This window comes from Microbacterium aoyamense (assembly GCF_023155855.1).
Classification (GTDB): domain Bacteria; phylum Actinomycetota; class Actinomycetes; order Actinomycetales; family Microbacteriaceae; genus Microbacterium; species Microbacterium aoyamense.
Map to the genome: position 1 here is coordinate 176660 of NZ_JAKNUT010000001.1, position 16182 is coordinate 192841.

Below are 16182 nucleotides of genomic sequence, written 5' to 3' on the forward strand. Positions count from 1 at the left end.
CGCCCATTATCGCGGGCAGGTCGACGGCGCGCGGGAGGGGAGCGCGATCGCGTCGGTATGCTGACCGACGATGACGAAGCACCTCGATCTCACCGGCCTGCCGCGGTTCCTCGCTCACCTCGAGGCCAGGGACGCTTCGTCGGCGCACTTCGCCCGACTGCTGCTCGACAGCGGGTGCGTGCCGGTCGGCTTCTGGGGCCCCGTGCAGATGGACGTATGGGAGCTGCGGATCCGCCGGGGCGCCGCCATCGTACGATTCGGGGTTGAGCGAGGATACTCCGATGGACTGATGATCGGACCGCCGACCGGCTCCGACTCGTGGACGAGCTTCGTGCCGATGAACCTGGCCGTCGTCGCCTGGGCAGGAGCGAACGCGTATGCACTCCGTCTCGACGACCCGAGCGTGGTGAACGTCGACCTGCAGGAGGTCGGGCTGGCCGTGGTCGATTGGGTCGGTGATGGCCACGAAGAAGCGATCGATCGTGTGCGCCAGGCGTGGAAGACCTATCACGAGAAGGAGGGTCGACTTCGCCGGCGGACGAACGGTCACCCGACGCCGGCACAACTGAACGCGTCGAGAGCTGCCGGAGCGGCGGCGATGCAGGCAGCCGCGACGCCGTCCACCTGAGGACCGCCTGTCGCGACGAGGTGGACTCTTTCCTCGCAAGCCGGAGCCCGCTAGCGTACGAGCGGGCGAGACTCCGCAGAGCGCGGCACATACGGGCGCCCAGGACAAGGGAGTTCACGATGGCCGGAAAGTTCGAGCTCTGGGTCGACAAGGCGGGCGAGTACCGCTTCAATCTGAAGGCGTCCAACGGCCAGGTCATCGCGACCAGCCAGGGCTACGCGTCGAAGGCGAGCGCCCTCAACGGCATCGAGTCCGTCAAGACGAACGCGCCCGACGCCGAGACAGTCGAGATCGAGAAGTAGTCCTCAGGCGCGAGCCAGCAGGGCTTCGCGCAGCCGATCGGGCGCGACGCGCCAGTGACCGAGCAGGTCGTCATCGACGAAGACGACCGGGACCTTGTCCCACCAGCGCTCCTGCAGGCGCGGATCGCTCTCGATCGGCAGTTCTTCGAGCGAGATCGCGTCGGCCGCGGCATCCGGCAACTCCGCCACGACGGCCTCGATCACCTCACGTGCGACTTCGCACAGGTGGCAGTCCGCCTTCGTGATGAGGGTGACGGTCGTCATGTCTCGATCGCTCAGTGCTCGATCGGATAGCCGGCGGCGATCCACTCGTCGGTGCCGCCGTCGACGTTCGTCGCGTCGTAGCCGCGCGCGGCGAGCGCCTCGACGACGCGGCCCGAGCGACCGCCGACCTTGCAGATCACGTCGAACGCCTCGGCGGGCAGCTCGTCGAGGTGTTCGCCGATCGTCGACATCGGCAGGTTGACGGCGCCGGGCACATGCCCCTGCTCGTACTCCCACGTCTCGCGCACGTCGATGAGCGGTCGCCCTTCGCGGGCCTTGAGTTCGTGGACGTCGATCGACTGCATGAAAACTCCTGAAGGCTGAGACACGAAGCGCCCGTCCCGGAGGACAGGCGCTTGGTGCGGATGACGCTTACTTCTTGTTGCGGCGCTGGTGGCGAGTCTTGCGAAGCAGCTTGCGGTGCTTCTTCTTCGCCATGCGCTTGCGGCGCTTCTTGATGACAGAACCCACGGAAAACCTCACTAGATCGGGGTCTGGATGCAGAGTGGTCTGCACCCGGGCAACGGGCAAAACGGAAAAATGCCTCGGACCAGTCTAGCCGACGTCGGCGATGGGCCGATGCAGGGCCTCGGTGACCGCCGATTCGGGGACCCGGTAGCTGCGCCCGAAGCGCACCGCGGGCAGCTCGCCGGCGTGCACGAGACGGTAGACCGTCATCTTCGAAACGCGCATCAGCTCGGCCACTTCGGCGACCGTCAAGAAGCGGACGTCAGGCAGTTCAGCCACAGCACCCCTCCTTCGGTCCCCAAGCGTGCTGACCACACTCTAGAGCCCCGTGGGGACGCGTGTAAACCCGCGTGACGGATGTGAACCGTGGGACGGAAGTGGATGCTACGCCCCGCCGCTCGCCCTTTTCAGCCGCTCCGCGGCGTCGCGCGCCGCCTGGCGCTCGATCTTCCGCGCGTCGCGCAGCGCCTTCTCAGCCTCGCGCACCGCCTTGCGCGCCTCGCGGTACTTCTTGTCGCCCGCGATCTCGGCATCGTCGAGTTCGACCCATGCGCGCGGTGCATCGTGCCCCCGCGTCGCGATCGCCGCGATGTAGTGCTCGACTCCGTCGAGGAACCGCGCCATGCCGAAGGCGAACGGGTCGTTGTCATCGAGGAACACACCGGCGTCGACAGCGGCGCGCAGCGAGGGGTACGCGTCGGCCGTGATCAGACTGCGGAAGAGCGCGTCCTCCTGCCTCGTCTGATCCTCGCCCCCGATGCCCGCCTCGCGCTGCGCACGGGTGTATCCGGCGATGACCGAGCCCGCCCACCGCGACTGACCCGTCATCGTCGTCATGACCGAGAGCCGCTCTTCATGAGACAGAGCGGTGCCGTCGAGGGCGCCGAGTCCGGCATCCATCCACGACGCACTGTTGGGAGTGATCGGCGATCCCGTGATCGGGATGTCGAGGATCCATGGATGCCGGAGGTAGACGATCATCTGCCCGCGATAGAGCTCCTCGAGGCGTGCGCGCCAGTCGCCGGGCTCGGTGGACTGCTCGGGCGGGAGCGCTGTCGCCTCCTCCTGCATGAGCAGGATCAGATCGTCCTTCGCCGTCACGTAGCGGTACAGCGACATCGGAGTGAAGCCCAGTCGCGACGCGACCGCGGCCATCGACACGGCGCCCAGGCCCTCGGCGTCAGCGATCTCGACGGCTGCCTCGACGATGCGCTCGACGCTCATCTCGCGCTTAGGGCCGCGCTGCGGATTGGCCGCGACGCCCCATGCGAGCGCAATGCCGCGCGGCAACTCGGGTTCGACGTCGTGCTCCACGGGTCCAGCTTAGGACTGTTTATGACGTAAACAGTGTGTTACCGTCATAAACAGTTTCAGCCATACACAGAAAGGGTCCGACTGTGAACGCTCCCGCCATCCAGGTGAGAGACCTCCGCGTCGCGTTCGGAAAGTCCGTCGTGCTCGACGGCCTCGACCTCACGGTCGAACGCGGCGAGGTCTTCGCCCTGCTCGGCCCGAACGGCGCCGGCAAGACGACGACGATCAACATCCTGACGACGCTCGGCACGTCCGACACCGGCACGGTCGAGGTCTTCGGCATCGACGTCGCCCGCAATCCCATCGCCGTCAAGCAGCGCATCAGCCTCACGGGTCAGGCCGTCGCCGTCGACGACGTCCTCACCGCGACCGAGAACCTCGTCATGCTCGGGCGCCTCTCCGGGCTCTCGGGACGCGAGGCGCGTGCCCGGGCAGCCGAGCTTCTCGAACGCTTCGATCTGACGGATGCCGCGGCCAAGCGCGTCGGCACCTACTCGGGCGGCATGCGCCGACGGCTCGACCTCGCCCTGAGCTTCGTCGTGACGCCCGAGATCCTCTTCCTCGACGAGCCGACGACGGGCCTCGACACGCGCAGTCGCCGTGAGCTGTGGGACGTCATCCGCTCGCTCGCCGACGCCGGGACGACGGTCTTCCTCACGACGCAATACCTCGAGGAGGCCGACCAGCTCGCCGACCGCATCGCCGTGCTCGACGCGGGCCGCATCGTCGGGCTCGGCACACCTGCCGAGCTCAAGTCCCGCGTCGACGGCGACACCGTCGAGCTGCACGACGAGCACGGAGCCCTGCTGCGCGAAGTGCCCACCGACGGCACCGTCTCGGGCCTGCGCCGCGCGCTCGACGTGCTCGACGAGTCGGGAGCGGAAGGCGTCGTGACGCTTCGACGACCGAGCCTCGACGACGTCTTCCTTTCTCTCACCTCGGCCCCGGCCGCCAGCCTGCAGGAGTCAGCATGACCACGGCATCCCTCCCCGCCCTTCGCCCACGCATCTCGGGGTTCACCGCCGAGAGCGTCTTCGTGAAGCGCAGCCTGACGCACTCGCTGCGCGACGGCGAATCGCTGCTCATGGCGATCATGCTGCCCGTCATGCTCATGGTGCTCTTCGTCTTCGTCTTCGGCGGCGCGATGGACCCGTCGGGCTCCTACGTGAACTACGTCGTGCCGGGGGTGATCGTGCTGTGCGCGGGGTTCGGAGCATCCTCCACCGCCGTGTATGTCGCGAACGACATGAAAGCGGGGATCATCGACCGGTTCCGTACGATGCCGCTGCGCGCGAGCGCCGTCCTCACAGGGCACGTCGTCGCGAGCCTGATCCGCAACCTCGTCGCGACCGCCGTCGTCATCGGCGTCGCACTCGCGATCGGGTTCCGCCCGACGGCGAACGTCGGCGAGTGGATCGCGGCCGCGGGACTCATCGCGCTCTACATCCTGACGATCACGTACCTGTTCGCCGCGATCGGCCTCGCCGCCGGCACTCCCGAGGCGGCGACCGGCTACGGCTTCATCATCCTGTTCCTGCCGTACCTGTCGAGCGCGTTCGTGCCGGTCTCGACGATGCCGACCTGGTTGCAATGGATCAGCGAGAATCAGCCGATCACGCCCATCATCGAGACGATCCGCGGCCTGCTCATGGGGACGGAGATGGGGGATGCCCCGTGGTGGGCGCTCGGCTGGTGCGCCGCGATCCTCGCGTTCGCATTCGCGTGGGGTGCATGGCTCTTCCGCCGCAAGGCGGGGCGGCGCTAGACCCGATCAGCGGCCGGGGAGCTTCTTCAGCGCGCTGGTGACGACGTGCTTCGCGGATGCCGCGGCGCGGCCCACGACCTCGGCCGCGTGCGCGGCGGAATCGGTCAGCGTGGACGCCGCGGCGAGCGCGTAGTCGGGCTCGTCGCCGAGGAACGGCACGAGCCAGTCATCCACTTCGTCGAGGGGCTCGGGCGACAGGCTGTAATAGCGGTGCTGACCCTCTTCGCGCACCGAGACGAGGTGCGCATCGCGCAGCACCTTCAGGTGCTTCGAGACGGTGGGCTGACTCACCCCGAGATCGGCGACGATGTGCGACACGCTCGTGCCGGACTCCCCCGCGCCGGATCGATCGAGGAGGAGCCGCAGGATGTCGCGACGTGTGCCGTCCGCGATCACGTCGAAGATGTCCGCCATGTGCTCAGAGTAGTCGTGACCCCCGCGGGATACCATGAGGGCCTACCGTGGGACGACACGTATCGTCTGACAGTGGCAGGGAGGACCGGATGACGGATGCTGCGCGCGCACCGCGCGGCTCGTTCCTCCGTCGCGCGGGGCACGAGTTCCTGGAGTTCTTCCGCGAACTCACGCAGCGCTCCCCCGCGCGCTTCGCGATCCTCATCTTCCTGTCGCTCATCCTCGTCTTCACGGGCCTGTTCTCGCTGCCGATCGCCGCAGCCGACGGCCGGGTGACCCCGTTCGCGGACGCCTTCTTCACCGCCGTCTCGACGGTGTGCGTCACGGGGCTCGCGACCGTCGACATGGCCACGCACTGGTCGCCGTTCGGGCACGTGCTCGTCTTCCTGGGCGTGCAGATCGGCGCCGTGGGAGTGCTGACCCTGGCATCCATCCTCGGACTCGTCATCTCGCGTCGACTGGGACTCCGGACGAAGCTCCTGGCGGCCGGCGACTCCAATCCCCTGCGGGCGCACGGCGGCCCTGTCAACGAGGGCCAGACCGTGCAGCTCGGCCAGATCGGCAGCCTGCTGGCAACGGTCGCGCTGTCCACCCTCGTGATCGAGGGCATCGTCGCCGTCATGCTCTTCCCGGGTCTGCTGGTTGCTGGCGTGCCGTGGTACACGGCGCTGTGGGAAGCGCCGTTCTACGCGGCGATGGCCTTCACCAACACGGGCTTCACTCCGAACGCCGGCGGACTCGTCCCGTTCCAGCACGACTACTTCTTCCTCACGGTGCTCATGGCGGGGGTCTTCCTCGGCTCGATCGGGTTCCCCGTCATCTACACGCTGCGCCGGCACCTCTGGCATGTGCGCAAGTGGTCGCTGCACGCGAAGCTGACGATCATCACGACGGTCGCGCTGTTCCTTGCCGGCGGTGTCGTCTTCCTCATCCTCGAGTACGACAACCTCCTCACGCTCGGCACCCAGGATGCCTTCGACACGACCTTCCAGGCGTTCTTCCTCTCCGCCATGACGAGGTCCGGCGGCTTCGCGATCCTCGACATCGGCGAGCTCAACCAGTCGAGTCTGCTCGTCGCCTGCATGCTCATGTTCGTGGGGGGCGGCTCGGCGTCGACCGCCGGCGGCATAAAGGTCACGACCCTCGCGGTGATCGCCCTCGCCGTGTGGTCCGAGGCGAAGGGTCGCCTTGCGAACCAGGTGTTCGGACGCCGCATCCCGAGCGACGTCCTGCGCGTCGCGCTGTCGGTCGTCGCCTGGGGATCCACGATCGTCGCGCTCTCGACGATCATCATCACGCAGATCACGAAGGCCGATCTGGGCGACGTGCTCTTCGACGTGATCTCGGCGTTCGGAACGGTGGGCCTGTCGACGGGCCTGACCGCCGAGCTCCCCGACCCCGCTGTCTACGTGATGGCGATCACCATCATCATGGGCCGCGTTGGTACAGTGACTCTCGCCGCGGCCGTGGCCGCGTCAACCCGTTCGCAGTTGTACTCGCTGCCGGTGGAAAGGCCGATCGTTGGGTGACCGCATCAGAAACGACGCCCCGGTCCTCGTGATCGGACTCGGCCGCTTCGGCGCTGCCTGCGCGGGCGAGCTCGACCGGCTCGATCGAGAAGTGCTCGCGATCGACGAGAGTCTCGACCTCGTGCAGAAGTGGTCCGAGCGCGTGACCCACACGGTCCAGGCCGACGCGAAGAACATCGATGCCCTGAAGCAGATCGGCGCCCAGGACTTCCAGGTCGCGGTCGTCGCCGTGGGCTCGTCGATCGAGGCATCCGTCCTCATCACCGCCAATCTCGTCGACCTCAAGGTGCCGCAGATCTGGGCCAAGGCCGTCTCGCAGTCGCACGGCAAGATCCTCGCCCGCGTCGGCGCGAACCACGTCATCTACCCCGAGCGCGAGGCCGGCGAGCGCGTCGCGCACCTCGTGAGCGGCCGGATGCTGGACTTCATCCGCTTCGACGACGACTTCGCGCTGGCGAAGCTCTATCCTCCGAAGTTCATCCGCGGCGTGGGTTTGAACGAGTCGGGCGTCCGCACGAAGTACAACGTCACGGTCGTCGGTGTGAAGAGCCCCGGCAAGCCGTTCCGCTACGCCGAGGCGAACACGATCGTCACGAACCACGACCTCATCATCGTGTCCGGCACGAACAGCGACATCGAGCGCTTCGCCGCCCTCGACCGCTAGCGCCGCGCGTCACCCTCGCTGCCCGGCGGCGCGGCGGTGTCGAACCGTAGGAGATTCACGAGCGGCCGACGTTCTGCGGTCAACCCCACGAGGAATCTCCTACGTTTTGGCACGCGACGGCGCGCAGCGGCGATGACCGACCCGTCGCCGTCTCAGGCCAACGGCGCCGAAGTGCCCGCCGCTCATCTCGATGCGCGGCTGAGCCGCTGCTGGATGACCGTCGCTCGCACGGGGTGATTACGCGCCGGCGGCGAGCTCGCGCGCGCGTGCGAGCGCGGCATCCGTCGCCGACTCGAACACGACGTCCAGGCGCGCGGCCTGCAGCACCGCGATCGCGCGCTCGGTCGTGCCCTTGGGGCTCGTCACGCGGCGACGGAGTTCGGCGGGGTCTTCTCCGGATGCCGCGAGCAGCGCCGCAGCGCCGATGAAGGTCTGCTCGGCCATCAGGCGGGCGTCCGCCTCGCTGAAGCCCTTGCCCACGGCGGCCTTCGTGAGCTCCTCGATGAGCAGGAAGACGTATGCGGGCCCCGAGCCGGAGATCGTCGAGAGCGGGTCGATCTGCGATTCGGGCACCTCGATGACCGCCCCGCAGGTCTCGAAGAGCCGCCGCACGACCGCGGTCTGCGCGGGCGTCACCGCGGTGCCCGGCGCGAGCCCGGTCACCGCCTTGCCCACGACCGCCGGGGTGTTGGGCATCGAGCGCAGCACGGGCGTGCCCGCGGGCAGGATCGCCTCGAAGGTCGCGATCGTGACGCCGGCCGCGAGGCTCACCACGATCGCTCCGGGGCGCAGTGCGGGCGCGATCTCGCGCAGCAGGTCGGGCACCATGGCCGGCTTGACGCCGATGAGCACGACGTCGGCGGCCGCCGCGGCATCCATATTCCCGCCCTGCGCTTCTTCGAGCGCGATGCTCGTGACGCCGCCGAGTTCCGCGAGCGCCTGCGCCTTCTCGCGCGTGCGGTTGGTCACCGTCACACGCGGCGCGAGGCCCGACGCGACGAGCCCCTGGAGGATCGCACCCCCCATGGATCCGGCTCCGAGGATGGCGATGTGCGGCAGTGCATCGGTCATGCCGCCATCCTATCTATTTCGCACTTGACTTATATAAGTTCTGGGTGAACTATGGATGCCATGCACGCGCTCGACATCCTCGGAGACCCGGTCCGCCGGCGCATCCTCGAGCTGCTCTCGCAGGGCGAGCTGAGCGCAGGCGCGATCGGCGAGGTGATCCAGACCGAGTTCGGCATCTCGCAGCCCGCCATCTCGCAGCACCTCCGCGTACTGCGCGAGTCGGGCTTCGCGAGTGTGCGACCCGAGGGCACGCGCCGGCTCTACGCGATCGACCCCGCCCCGCTAGAAGCGGCGGACGCCTGGTTCGACCCGTTCCGCCGGTTCTGGCAGCCCAAGCTCGACGCGCTGGGCACCGAGCTCGCGCGCGGTCGCCGGGCCAGGCGCATCCAGGCCGAAGAGCCAGACGACGAATCCACCGACGAAGAGGAGAAGTGACATGGTCGACATCGACCGGCAGATCGACGCGGTGCAGCGCACCGTGCGCGGCGACGAGCGCGACGGCGAGCCCACACGCGTGCAGAAGCTGTCGCAGACCTACCCCTCGCCCATCGAGGACGTGTGGGATGCCGTGACCACCCCCGAGCGCATCGCACGCTGGTTCGCGCCGATCGAGGGCGACCCCCTGAGCAGCGGTCACTACCAGGTCGTCGGCAACGCCGGTGGCACGGTGGAGGAATGCCGTCCGCCGGCCGACGGGGCGGCCGGTTACCGCATCACGTGGGAGTTCGGCGGCGGGATGTCATGGGTCGAGGTGACACTGGCATCCGTCGCCGAAGACGAGACCAGACTCGACCTCGTGCACATCGCGCGCACCGCCAACCTGCCGCCCGGCTTCTGGGAGCTCTACGGTCCGGGCGCGACCGGTGTGGGCTGGGACTCGGGTCTGCTCGGGCTCTCGCTCCATCTCGCGAGCGATGCCTCCATCCCTCCCGGGGAAGGCGATGCGTGGATGCTGAGCGATGAGGGAAAGCGCTTCGCCCGCCGCGCTGCCGACGCGTGGGGCGACGCCCAGATCGCGGATGGCGGCGAGCCGGATGCGGCGCGAGCCGCGGCCCACCAGACGTACCTCTTCTACACGGGCCAGGGTTAGACCTGAAAGTCAGTTCACATACTCGGACGGCGGGTCTATAGTCGAGGCGACGGGGGCGTGGATGCCGCCGCATGCACTACTCGGAGGAACTCGGATGCCCCTCTTCGACGGAATCACCGCCCGCATCGTCGATACGCCGCGCCTGGCGGTCGGCATCCTCGAGCGCGAGGGGGACGATCCGGCGACGGCTCCCGAGCAGACGGTCGTGCTGATCCACGGCAACGTCTCGTCGAGCCTGTTCTGGCAGGAGATCATGCAGGATCTGCCGAGCGATCTGCGCGTGATCGCGATCGACCTGCGCGGCTTCGGGAGCTCGGAGCACGCGCCGATCGACGCGACCCGCGGGGTGCGCGACTTCAGCGACGACGTGTTCGCGACACTCGAGGCCCTCGGCATCCCCGAGGCCCACCTCGTCGGCTGGTCGATGGGCGGCGGCGTGGTGATGCAGTACGCGCTCGACCACCCCGCCCTCAGTCTCACGCTTCAAGCCCCCGTCTCGCCGTACGGGTTCGGCGGCACCCGTCGCGACGGCTCGCGGCTCACGGCAGACGACGCCGGCACAGGGGGCGGGGGCGCGAACCCCGATTTCGTCCAGCGCCTCACCGATGGCGACACGAGCGACGAGGCCCAGACCTCGCCGCGGAGCGTCTTCCGCTCGGGCTACGTCGCCGCGGGCTACACGACCGAGCACGAGGACACGTGGGTCGAGTCGATGCTCACGACCTCGACGGCCGACGGAAACTACCCCGGCGACGGGGCGGCCAGCGAGAACTGGCCGGGGTTCGCTGCGGGCGCGAACGGCGTCCTCAACACGATGACACCCGAACACTTCGACACGTCCGGCATCGTCGACCTCACGGTCAAGCCCCCGATCCTCTGGATTCACGGCACCGCCGATGCGATCGTGTCGGATGCATCGTTCTACGACCTCAACTACCTCGGGCAGCTCGGCATCATCCCCGGGTGGCCGGGCGAGGACGTCGCGCCCGCGCAGGAGATGAAGGGGCAGACCCGTGACGTGCTCGGGGCGTACGCCGCCGCGGGCGGTGACGTCACCGAGATCGCGCTCGAAGGCGTCGGCCACTCGCCCCACCTCGAGCGTCCGGCCGAGTTCCGGCAGGCGCTGCTCGCCCGCATCGGCTACGTGGGAGCACCGGCGAACCCCGCGCCGCCGACCGAGGCGATCATCCTCCGCTCGGCCGACTGAGCGGTCCACCGGCCGGGTCTAGGCTTTCGCCATGAGCGCATCCGGCGGCAACAGGGCGATCATCGCCGCGTTCCTCGCGAACATGGGCATCGCCCTGGCGAAGTTCGTCGCGTGGTTCCTCTCGGGTTCCGCGTCGATGCTCGCCGAGGCGATCCACTCCGTCGCCGACTCGGGCAACCAGCTGCTTCTGCTCCTGGGCGGTCGGCGCGCTCGCAAGGCGGCCGACAAGGAGCATCCCTTCGGTCACGGACGCGAACGCTACGTCTATGCCTTCGTCGTCGCGATCATCCTCTTCTCGGTCGGTGGACTCTTCTCGATCTACGAGGGCGTCGACAAGCTCGTGCACCCGCACGAGCTCGAGAACGTCTGGATCCCCATCGCGGTCCTCGTCATCGCGATCGTGCTCGAGTCGTTCTCGCTGCGGACGGCGATCCAAGAGAGCAACCACGTGCGCGAGAAGGGGCAGTCGTGGGTGTCGTTCGTGCGGCGCGCGAAGGCGCCCGAGCTTCCCGTCGTGCTGCTCGAAGACGTCGCCGCGCTCACGGGCCTCGCATTCGCCCTCTTCGGCGTCGGCATGTCGGCGATCACCCACAACCCCGTCTTCGACGCGATCGGCACGCTCATGATCGGCACGCTGCTGATCATCGTCGCGATCACTCTGGGCATCGAGACCAAGAGCCTCCTCGTGGGCGAGGGGGCGACGGATGCCGATCACGACCGCATCGTGGGCGCCATCGAGAACGGGCCCGAGGTCTTCAAGCTCATCCACATCAAGACGCTCTACCTCGGCCCGGACGAGCTGCTCGTCGCCGCGAAGATCGCGCTCCCGACCGACAAGACCCTCAACGACGTCGCGCGCGACATCGACATCGTCGAGGCGCGCGTCCGCGCGGCCGTGCCGGCAGCACGGGTCATCTACCTCGAGCCCGACGTGTACCGCCCGGGCGATGATCCCTCGCCGCCCACGGAAGACATCGTCATCCGCTCGCTCGACTGATCACCGCGGGATCGTCGAAGCACACCATTCCCGTCGAACCGGACGTCGACGAAGCCGGCTTCGGCGGGAATGGTCGGTCTCGACGCCGGCCACGCGGCTGGAAGACTGGCGGTATGGAGTACACGATCTTCACCGAGCCCCAGCAGGGCGCGTCCTACGGCGACCAGCTCGCCTTCGCCCTGGCCGCGGAGCGCGCCGGGTTCGACGCCTTCTTCCGATCCGACCACTACATGCGCATGGGCGAGGGCGACGGGATGCCGGGACCGACCGATGCGTGGACGGCGCTCGCCGCGCTCGCGCGCGAGACCTCCCGCATCCGGCTCGGCACGCTCGTGTCGTCCGCCACACACCGGCACCCCGCGATCCTTGCGATCCAGGTCGCGCAGGTCGACGAGATGTCCGGTGGGCGCGTCGAGTTCGGCCTCGGCACCGGCTGGTTCGAAGCCGAGCATCGGGCCCTCGGCATCCCGTTCCCCGCGAAGCGGTTCGGTCCGTTCGAAGAGCAGCTCCAGATCGTGACCGGCCTGTGGTCGACCCCGATCGGCGAGACGTTCTCGTTCGCAGGCGAGCACTACCGGTTGCAGGATGCCCCGGCCCTGCCGAAGCCCGTCCAGAAGCGCATGCCGGTCATCGTCGGCGGGGGCGGCGCACGCCGCACCCCCGAGCTGGCGGCGCGGTACGCGACCGAGTTCAACATCGGGTTCCGCCCCGAGGACGAGATCGGCCCGATCCTCGACGGCGTACGCGCCGCGTGCGAGCGGATCGACCGCGACCCCGCGACGCTCAAGCTCTCGGTCGCCCTGACGACCTACGCCGGCGCTTCCGAGGCTGACGTGTCACGGCGAGCAGCCGCCGTGGGTCGCTCGCTCGACGAGGTCCGCAACGGCGTGAACATCGTCGGCGGCCCCGACGAGATCACCGAGAAGATCGAGCGGCTGCGCGCCCTCGGCGCCGATCGCGTGCACTTCCAGCTGCTCGATCTGCAGGAGCCGGAGCACGTCACCTACCTCGGCGAAGAGGTGCTCCCCCACCTTCCCCGCTGACCTCGGGCACCGCGAGCGCGAACCGTCGCGAACGGCCGGGTGCGGCATCCATTCTCGGCCGTCCGAGACGGATCGCCGCAGGAGTCACGCGCGAACCGTCGCGAACGGCCGGGTGCGGCGGCTCGGCCCGGCCTATCGGGACGGGTCGCGCCGCACTCAGCGGCGGGCGTCGAAGAACGTGCGCAGGAGAGCGGATGCCTCGGCCTCGCGCACTCCCGCGACGACCTCCACCCGATAGGGCAGCCGCCGGTCTCGCACGACGTCGTACATCGAGCCGGCGGCGCCCGCCTTCTCGTCCCACGCGCCGAACACGAGACGCGAGACGCGGGACTGCAGCACCGCCCCCGCGCACATGACGCAGGGCTCGAGGGTCACGACGAGCGTGCACCCTTCGAGGTTCCAGGAGCGGGTGGATGCCGCAGCCGCGCGCAGCGCGACGACCTCCGCGTGCGCGGTCGGATCGTGCGACACTTCGCGCAGATTGCGACCTTCGCCGATGACGACGCCCGCGGCATCCAGCACGACCGCACCGACGGGCACGTCGTCGGCCTCGCCCGCGAGCGAGGCGAGCTCGAGGGCGCGCTGCATCGCGGCGAGGTCAGCGGGGTCGATCAGCACACCACGAGACTACGACCCCGGCTAATCTGGCCCTATGCGCCTGCACGTCGCGGAACACCCGCTCATCACCCACAAGCTCACGGTCCTGCGCGACGAGCGCACGCCGTCGCCCGTGTTCCGTCAGCTGACCGAGGAGCTCGTGACGCTGCTCGCGTACGAGGCGACGCGGAACGTGCGTGTCGAGCCGATCGAGATCCAGACGCCGGTCACGACCACGACGGGCGTCAAGATCAGCGAGCCGCGCCCGCTCGTCGTTCCGATCCTCCGTGCGGGTCTCGGGATGCTCGAGGGAATGGTCAAACTGCTCCCCACCGCCGAGGTCGGGTTCCTCGGCATGGCGCGCAACGAAGAGACGCTCGAGCCGACGACCTACGCCGAGCGCCTTCCCGACGACCTGAGCGACCGCCAGTGCTTCGTGCTCGACCCGATGCTCGCGACGGGCGGTTCGCTCGGCGCCGCGATCGAGTTCCTCTTCAACCGCGGCGCGCAGGACGTCACGGCGATCTGCATCCTCGGCGCGCCCGAGGGCGTCGCCGCGATCGAGACGCAGGTCGAGGGCCGCGACGTGACCCTCGTGCTGGGCTCGCTCGACGAGCGGCTCAACGAGAAGGGCTACATCGTGCCCGGCCTCGGCGACGCCGGCGATCGGCTCTACGGCACAGTCTGAAGCTCGCGGGACGCGTCTGACGGCGGCGGTGGGCTGCGGCATCCCGAACCCGACGACGGCGATGGGCGTGAGCGCGCGACCGTTGAAGCGGGTCGCCGTGACAGCGGTGTACGCGCCCATGACGGGGCTCGCCACGAGGTCGCCGACGACGAGGTCAGGCAGCATCGCCTCACGCGCGACGACGTCGGTCGAGTCGCACGTCGGCCCGGCGACGGTCGACCAGCGGTGGGCGTCGGGCTCGGCTCCGAACAGCTCGCGCACAGCGAAGACGAGCGGTTGCACGTCCTCGGCGATGACGTTCGAGTACGAGCCGTAGACGCCGTCGTCGAGGTAGTACCAGCGCCCGTCGCCCCGCTCGGCGACACCGACGACGCTCGTGATCAGAGTCATGCTCTCGGCGACGAGGATGCGTCCGGGCTCGGCGATGATGTCGAGCCGGTGCGCGTACGGCTCGAGCACCGCACGCAGACGAGCGCCGAGGGTCTCGATCGACGACACGGGCTCGTCGTAGGCGACGGGGAAGCCTCCCCCGATGTCGAGCACGGTGAACCGCAGGCCATGCTCGCGCTCGAGCGCGTCCATGAGGGCGAGCGTCTCGGTCACCGCGGTCGCGAAACGGTCGGGATCGTCGAGTTGGCTGCCGACATGGAAGCTGAACCCCGCGATGCGGATGCCGCGGGCACGCGCGATGCCGAGCAGCCTGCCCGCCTCGACCGGGCCGACACCGAACTTCGTCGACAGGTCGCTCTTGGCGTGCGGGCTGCGGTACGCGAGCCGCACGAGCAGGCGCACGTCAGGGGGCGCGCCCTCGAACTTCGCCAGCTCGGTCTCGTTGTCGACGACGAAGGTGCGGACTCCGGCATCCATCGCCTCGACGATCTCGGACGGCTTCTTGATGGGATGCGTGTGGATGACGCGATCCGCATGGATCCCGTGGCGGCGGACGATCGCGAGCTCCTCGCCCGTCGCGACGTCGAAGCAGCACTCGTCGCCCGCGAGCGCCGCGATGACGGCGTCGTCGGCGAGCGCTTTCACGGCGTAGTGGAAGCGGACGAAAGGCAGAGCGGCGCGCAGTCGGCGGTACTGCCGCCGCACGCGCTCGGGCGACAGCAGGAGCAGCGGGGTGCCGTGCACCGCGAGCGCGGCGCGCGCCGCGTCGCTCGACAGCAGCGCCGCGGTCTCGCGCCGGCGGAGGTCCACCAGCTCGGCGTTCATGCCGCCGGCTCCTTCGCGGCGCGCCGCCGCAGGCCGATCTTGTCGGTGAGGGTGAAAGCTCCCGCGGCGACGGCGTAGAAGATCACGTCGGCGACGAGCTTGCCCGCGAGGAGGCCCCACACCGGATCCTGAAGGAGTGTCACGCCGAGGAGGAGCGCAGCCGGTCGGATGAGCAGCGTGTCGAGGATCTCGGCTGCTCCGAACTCGGCGACGAGCAGCAGGAAGGTCGCTGCGACGAGCTTGCGCCCCGAGACGCCGAGCCGGGACTGTTCGAGTCCGACCGAGATCGCGAGGACGACGTAGAAGCCGATGAACTCTCCCAGCAGCGCAGCGACCGCGATCGCTGCCGGGTGATCGGTCCAGAAGGTGACGGCGAGGCCCGCGACGATCATGGCCGCCGTGCCGGCGATCTCGGCGGGCAGGTAGCGGACGATCCAGAACACGAAGCCGCGGCGGCGCTTCGGCGCCTCGTCCTCGATGGATGCCTCGGCGGCGTGCTCGATGGTGGTCATGCGCGATCCCTTCCTCCTGCTGAGAGGAAGCGACCCGCGACCTGATACTCAGTCGTCGAGCAGCGGACCGGACGGAGACCGGCGACCGGTCTCCTGCTCCCAGAACTCGAGCTGCTGCGTGAGCGCCTTCGCGAGTTCGAACACCTGCTCGGGTGGGATCCGGATGCGGCTCACGACGCGCGCCGGCACGATCGTGCGGTGCTCGCCCGTCTCGGCGTCGATCGCGTCATGCGGCGGTTGCGCGAGTGTGAGGAAGTCCATGACGAAGACGGTCGGCGTGTGCCAGACGTTCGCGAAATCGGCGTAGTGTCCGGCGATCTCTTCGGGTGGCAGGTCGATCTCGAACTGGCGGGGTGCGTCGTCATCTGCCACGGGGACCTCCGTCGGGACGTGAGCGTGCCGAGAGTCTACGCG

At 68.9% G+C, this 16182-nt stretch carries 22 protein-coding genes and 1 pseudogene; 12 read left to right on the top strand and 11 right to left on the bottom strand.

Translation table 11 applies throughout. The features are described from left to right. The first annotated feature begins 70 nt into the window (after positions 1-70). Together MA876_RS01190 and MA876_RS01195 are read left to right on the top strand one after the other, a co-directional pair. Positions 71-628 carry a hypothetical protein gene (locus MA876_RS01190; protein WP_248145267.1) on the top strand — a complete coding sequence of 186 codons (558 nt, stop codon included), beginning with the start codon at positions 71-73 and terminating at the stop codon, positions 626-628. Between the two features lie 119 nt (positions 629-747). Then, positions 748-930, top strand: coding sequence for a YegP family protein (locus MA876_RS01195; RefSeq protein ID WP_248145268.1), 183 nt, complete (start codon positions 748-750; stop codon positions 928-930). A 3-nt stretch (positions 931-933) separates the two neighbouring features. Here MA876_RS01195 and MA876_RS01200 read toward each other — a convergent pair whose 3' ends face one another. From MA876_RS01200 to MA876_RS01220, 5 genes are all read right to left on the bottom strand, one after another. After that, positions 934-1194 carry a glutaredoxin family protein gene (locus MA876_RS01200; protein ID WP_248145269.1) on the bottom strand — a complete coding sequence of 87 codons (261 nt, stop codon included), beginning with the start codon at positions 1192-1194 and terminating at the stop codon, positions 934-936. Between the two features lie 11 nt (positions 1195-1205). Further along, entirely contained in the window at positions 1206-1499 is a 294-nt protein-coding gene (locus MA876_RS01205) for a rhodanese-like domain-containing protein (protein ID WP_248145270.1), read from the bottom strand. A 67-nt stretch (positions 1500-1566) separates the two neighbouring features. Then, positions 1567-1665 (bottom strand): 30S ribosomal protein bS22, encoded by a 99-nt coding sequence (locus MA876_RS01210; RefSeq protein ID WP_003792170.1) that lies wholly within the window; start codon positions 1663-1665, stop codon positions 1567-1569. Between the two features lie 84 nt (positions 1666-1749). Continuing rightward, entirely contained in the window at positions 1750-1941 is a 192-nt protein-coding gene (locus MA876_RS01215; RefSeq protein WP_248145271.1) for a helix-turn-helix domain-containing protein, read from the bottom strand. Between the two features lie 105 nt (positions 1942-2046). After that, a complete protein-coding gene (locus tag MA876_RS01220) occupies positions 2047-2976 on the bottom strand; it encodes a TetR/AcrR family transcriptional regulator (RefSeq protein ID WP_248145272.1) in 930 nt (309 codons plus the stop codon). An 83-nt stretch (positions 2977-3059) separates the two neighbouring features. On the opposite strand from MA876_RS01220, the gene MA876_RS01225 reads away from it, so the two are divergent. Next, positions 3060-3950 (top strand): ATP-binding cassette domain-containing protein, encoded by an 891-nt coding sequence (locus MA876_RS01225; RefSeq protein ID WP_248145273.1) that lies wholly within the window; start codon positions 3060-3062, stop codon positions 3948-3950. Continuing rightward, positions 3947-4741 carry an ABC transporter permease gene (locus tag MA876_RS01230; RefSeq protein WP_248145274.1) on the top strand — a complete coding sequence of 265 codons (795 nt, stop codon included), beginning with the start codon at positions 3947-3949 and terminating at the stop codon, positions 4739-4741. The genes MA876_RS01225 and MA876_RS01230 overlap by 4 nt, the downstream gene beginning before the upstream one ends. Before the next feature lie 6 nt (positions 4742-4747). Here the strand turns inward: MA876_RS01230 and MA876_RS01235 are convergent, their stop codons facing one another. Next, positions 4748-5155, bottom strand: a complete 408-nt coding sequence (locus MA876_RS01235; protein WP_248145276.1) for an ArsR/SmtB family transcription factor — start codon at positions 5153-5155, stop codon at positions 4748-4750. A gap of 89 nt (positions 5156-5244) precedes the next feature. Here MA876_RS01235 and MA876_RS01240 point away from each other — a divergent pair, with 89 nt between their 5' ends. Together MA876_RS01240 and MA876_RS01245 are read left to right on the top strand one after the other, a co-directional pair. Beyond that, positions 5245-6684, top strand: a complete 1440-nt coding sequence (locus MA876_RS01240; RefSeq protein WP_248145278.1) for a TrkH family potassium uptake protein — start codon at positions 5245-5247, stop codon at positions 6682-6684. Beyond that, entirely contained in the window at positions 6677-7348 is a 672-nt protein-coding gene (locus MA876_RS01245) for a potassium channel family protein (protein WP_248145281.1), read from the top strand. Before MA876_RS01240 ends, MA876_RS01245 begins: the two co-directional genes overlap by 8 nt. 237 nt (positions 7349-7585) lie before the next feature. On the opposite strand, the gene proC is transcribed toward MA876_RS01245, so the two are convergent. After that, positions 7586-8419 (bottom strand): pyrroline-5-carboxylate reductase, encoded by an 834-nt coding sequence (gene proC, locus MA876_RS01250; protein ID WP_248145292.1) that lies wholly within the window; start codon positions 8417-8419, stop codon positions 7586-7588. A gap of 60 nt (positions 8420-8479) precedes the next feature. On the opposite strand from proC, the gene MA876_RS01255 reads away from it, so the two are divergent. The 5 genes from MA876_RS01255 (at position 8480) to MA876_RS01275 (ending at position 12756) form a co-directional block, all read left to right on the top strand. Further along, positions 8480-8854, top strand: a complete 375-nt coding sequence (locus MA876_RS01255) for an ArsR/SmtB family transcription factor (protein WP_248147134.1) — start codon at positions 8480-8482, stop codon at positions 8852-8854. 1 nt (position 8855) lies between these two features. Beyond that, positions 8856-9509: an SRPBCC domain-containing protein gene (locus MA876_RS01260; protein WP_248145294.1), complete on the top strand. Its 654-nt coding sequence runs from the start codon at positions 8856-8858 to the stop codon at positions 9507-9509. Positions 9510-9603: 94 nt separating this feature from the next. Next, entirely contained in the window at positions 9604-10716 is a 1113-nt protein-coding gene (locus MA876_RS01265; protein ID WP_248145296.1) for an alpha/beta fold hydrolase, read from the top strand. A 31-nt stretch (positions 10717-10747) separates the two neighbouring features. Continuing rightward, positions 10748-11713 (top strand): cation diffusion facilitator family transporter, encoded by a 966-nt coding sequence (locus tag MA876_RS01270; RefSeq protein ID WP_248145299.1) that lies wholly within the window; start codon positions 10748-10750, stop codon positions 11711-11713. A 113-nt stretch (positions 11714-11826) separates the two neighbouring features. After that, on the top strand, positions 11827-12756 hold the full coding sequence (locus MA876_RS01275; protein WP_248145301.1) for an LLM class F420-dependent oxidoreductase: 930 nt from the start codon (positions 11827-11829) through the stop codon (positions 12754-12756). Between the two features lie 156 nt (positions 12757-12912). Here MA876_RS01275 and tadA read toward each other — a convergent pair whose 3' ends face one another. Continuing rightward, positions 12913-13344, bottom strand: a complete 432-nt coding sequence (gene tadA, locus MA876_RS01280; RefSeq protein ID WP_248147136.1) for a tRNA adenosine(34) deaminase TadA — start codon at positions 13342-13344, stop codon at positions 12913-12915. A gap of 64 nt (positions 13345-13408) precedes the next feature. Here tadA and upp point away from each other — a divergent pair, with 64 nt between their 5' ends. After that, positions 13409-14041 carry a uracil phosphoribosyltransferase gene (gene upp / locus MA876_RS01285; protein ID WP_248147138.1) on the top strand — a complete coding sequence of 211 codons (633 nt, stop codon included), beginning with the start codon at positions 13409-13411 and terminating at the stop codon, positions 14039-14041. Positions 14042-14167: 126 nt separating this feature from the next. Here the strand turns inward: upp and MA876_RS01290 are convergent. The 3 genes and pseudogenes from MA876_RS01290 to MA876_RS01300 form a co-directional block, all read right to left on the bottom strand. Beyond that, positions 14168-15256: pseudogene (locus tag MA876_RS01290) on the bottom strand (alanine racemase); the annotation flags it as partial. Continuing rightward, a complete protein-coding gene (locus tag MA876_RS01295; protein WP_248145303.1) occupies positions 15253-15768 on the bottom strand; it encodes a hypothetical protein in 516 nt (171 codons plus the stop codon). The gene MA876_RS01295 and the pseudogene MA876_RS01290, both read right to left, overlap by 4 nt. Positions 15769-15816: 48 nt before the next feature. Beyond that, complete coding sequence (locus tag MA876_RS01300) at positions 15817-16140, bottom strand: DUF3467 domain-containing protein (protein WP_248145305.1); 324 nt, start codon at positions 16138-16140, stop codon at positions 15817-15819. Positions 16141-16182: the final 42 nt, after the last annotated feature.

Excerpts from the sequence above, each read along its gene's own strand:
- MA876_RS01190 (WP_248145267.1), top strand. The coding sequence starts at position 71 with ATGACGAAGCACCTCGATCTCACCGGCCTGCCGCGGTTCCTCGCTCAC.
- MA876_RS01195 (WP_248145268.1), top strand. The coding sequence starts at position 748 with ATGGCCGGAAAGTTCGAGCTCTGGGTCGACAAGGCGGGCGAGTACCGC.
- MA876_RS01200 (WP_248145269.1), bottom strand. The coding sequence starts at position 1,194 with ATGACGACCGTCACCCTCATCACGAAGGCGGACTGCCACCTGTGCGAA.
- MA876_RS01205 (WP_248145270.1), bottom strand. The coding sequence starts at position 1,499 with ATGCAGTCGATCGACGTCCACGAACTCAAGGCCCGCGAAGGGCGACCG.
- MA876_RS01230 (WP_248145274.1), top strand. The coding sequence starts at position 3,947 with ATGACCACGGCATCCCTCCCCGCCCTTCGCCCACGCATCTCGGGGTTC.
- MA876_RS01235 (WP_248145276.1), bottom strand. The coding sequence starts at position 5,155 with ATGGCGGACATCTTCGACGTGATCGCGGACGGCACACGTCGCGACATC.
- MA876_RS01240 (WP_248145278.1), top strand. The coding sequence starts at position 5,245 with ATGACGGATGCTGCGCGCGCACCGCGCGGCTCGTTCCTCCGTCGCGCG.
- proC (WP_248145292.1), bottom strand. The coding sequence starts at position 8,419 with ATGACCGATGCACTGCCGCACATCGCCATCCTCGGAGCCGGATCCATG.
- MA876_RS01255 (WP_248147134.1), top strand. The coding sequence starts at position 8,480 with ATGCACGCGCTCGACATCCTCGGAGACCCGGTCCGCCGGCGCATCCTC.
- MA876_RS01260 (WP_248145294.1), top strand. The coding sequence starts at position 8,856 with ATGGTCGACATCGACCGGCAGATCGACGCGGTGCAGCGCACCGTGCGC.
- MA876_RS01265 (WP_248145296.1), top strand. The coding sequence starts at position 9,604 with ATGCCCCTCTTCGACGGAATCACCGCCCGCATCGTCGATACGCCGCGC.
- MA876_RS01270 (WP_248145299.1), top strand. The coding sequence starts at position 10,748 with ATGAGCGCATCCGGCGGCAACAGGGCGATCATCGCCGCGTTCCTCGCG.
- MA876_RS01275 (WP_248145301.1), top strand. The coding sequence starts at position 11,827 with ATGGAGTACACGATCTTCACCGAGCCCCAGCAGGGCGCGTCCTACGGC.
- tadA (WP_248147136.1), bottom strand. The coding sequence starts at position 13,344 with ATGCAGCGCGCCCTCGAGCTCGCCTCGCTCGCGGGCGAGGCCGACGAC.
- upp (WP_248147138.1), top strand. The coding sequence starts at position 13,409 with ATGCGCCTGCACGTCGCGGAACACCCGCTCATCACCCACAAGCTCACG.
- MA876_RS01295 (WP_248145303.1), bottom strand. The coding sequence starts at position 15,768 with ATGACCACCATCGAGCACGCCGCCGAGGCATCCATCGAGGACGAGGCG.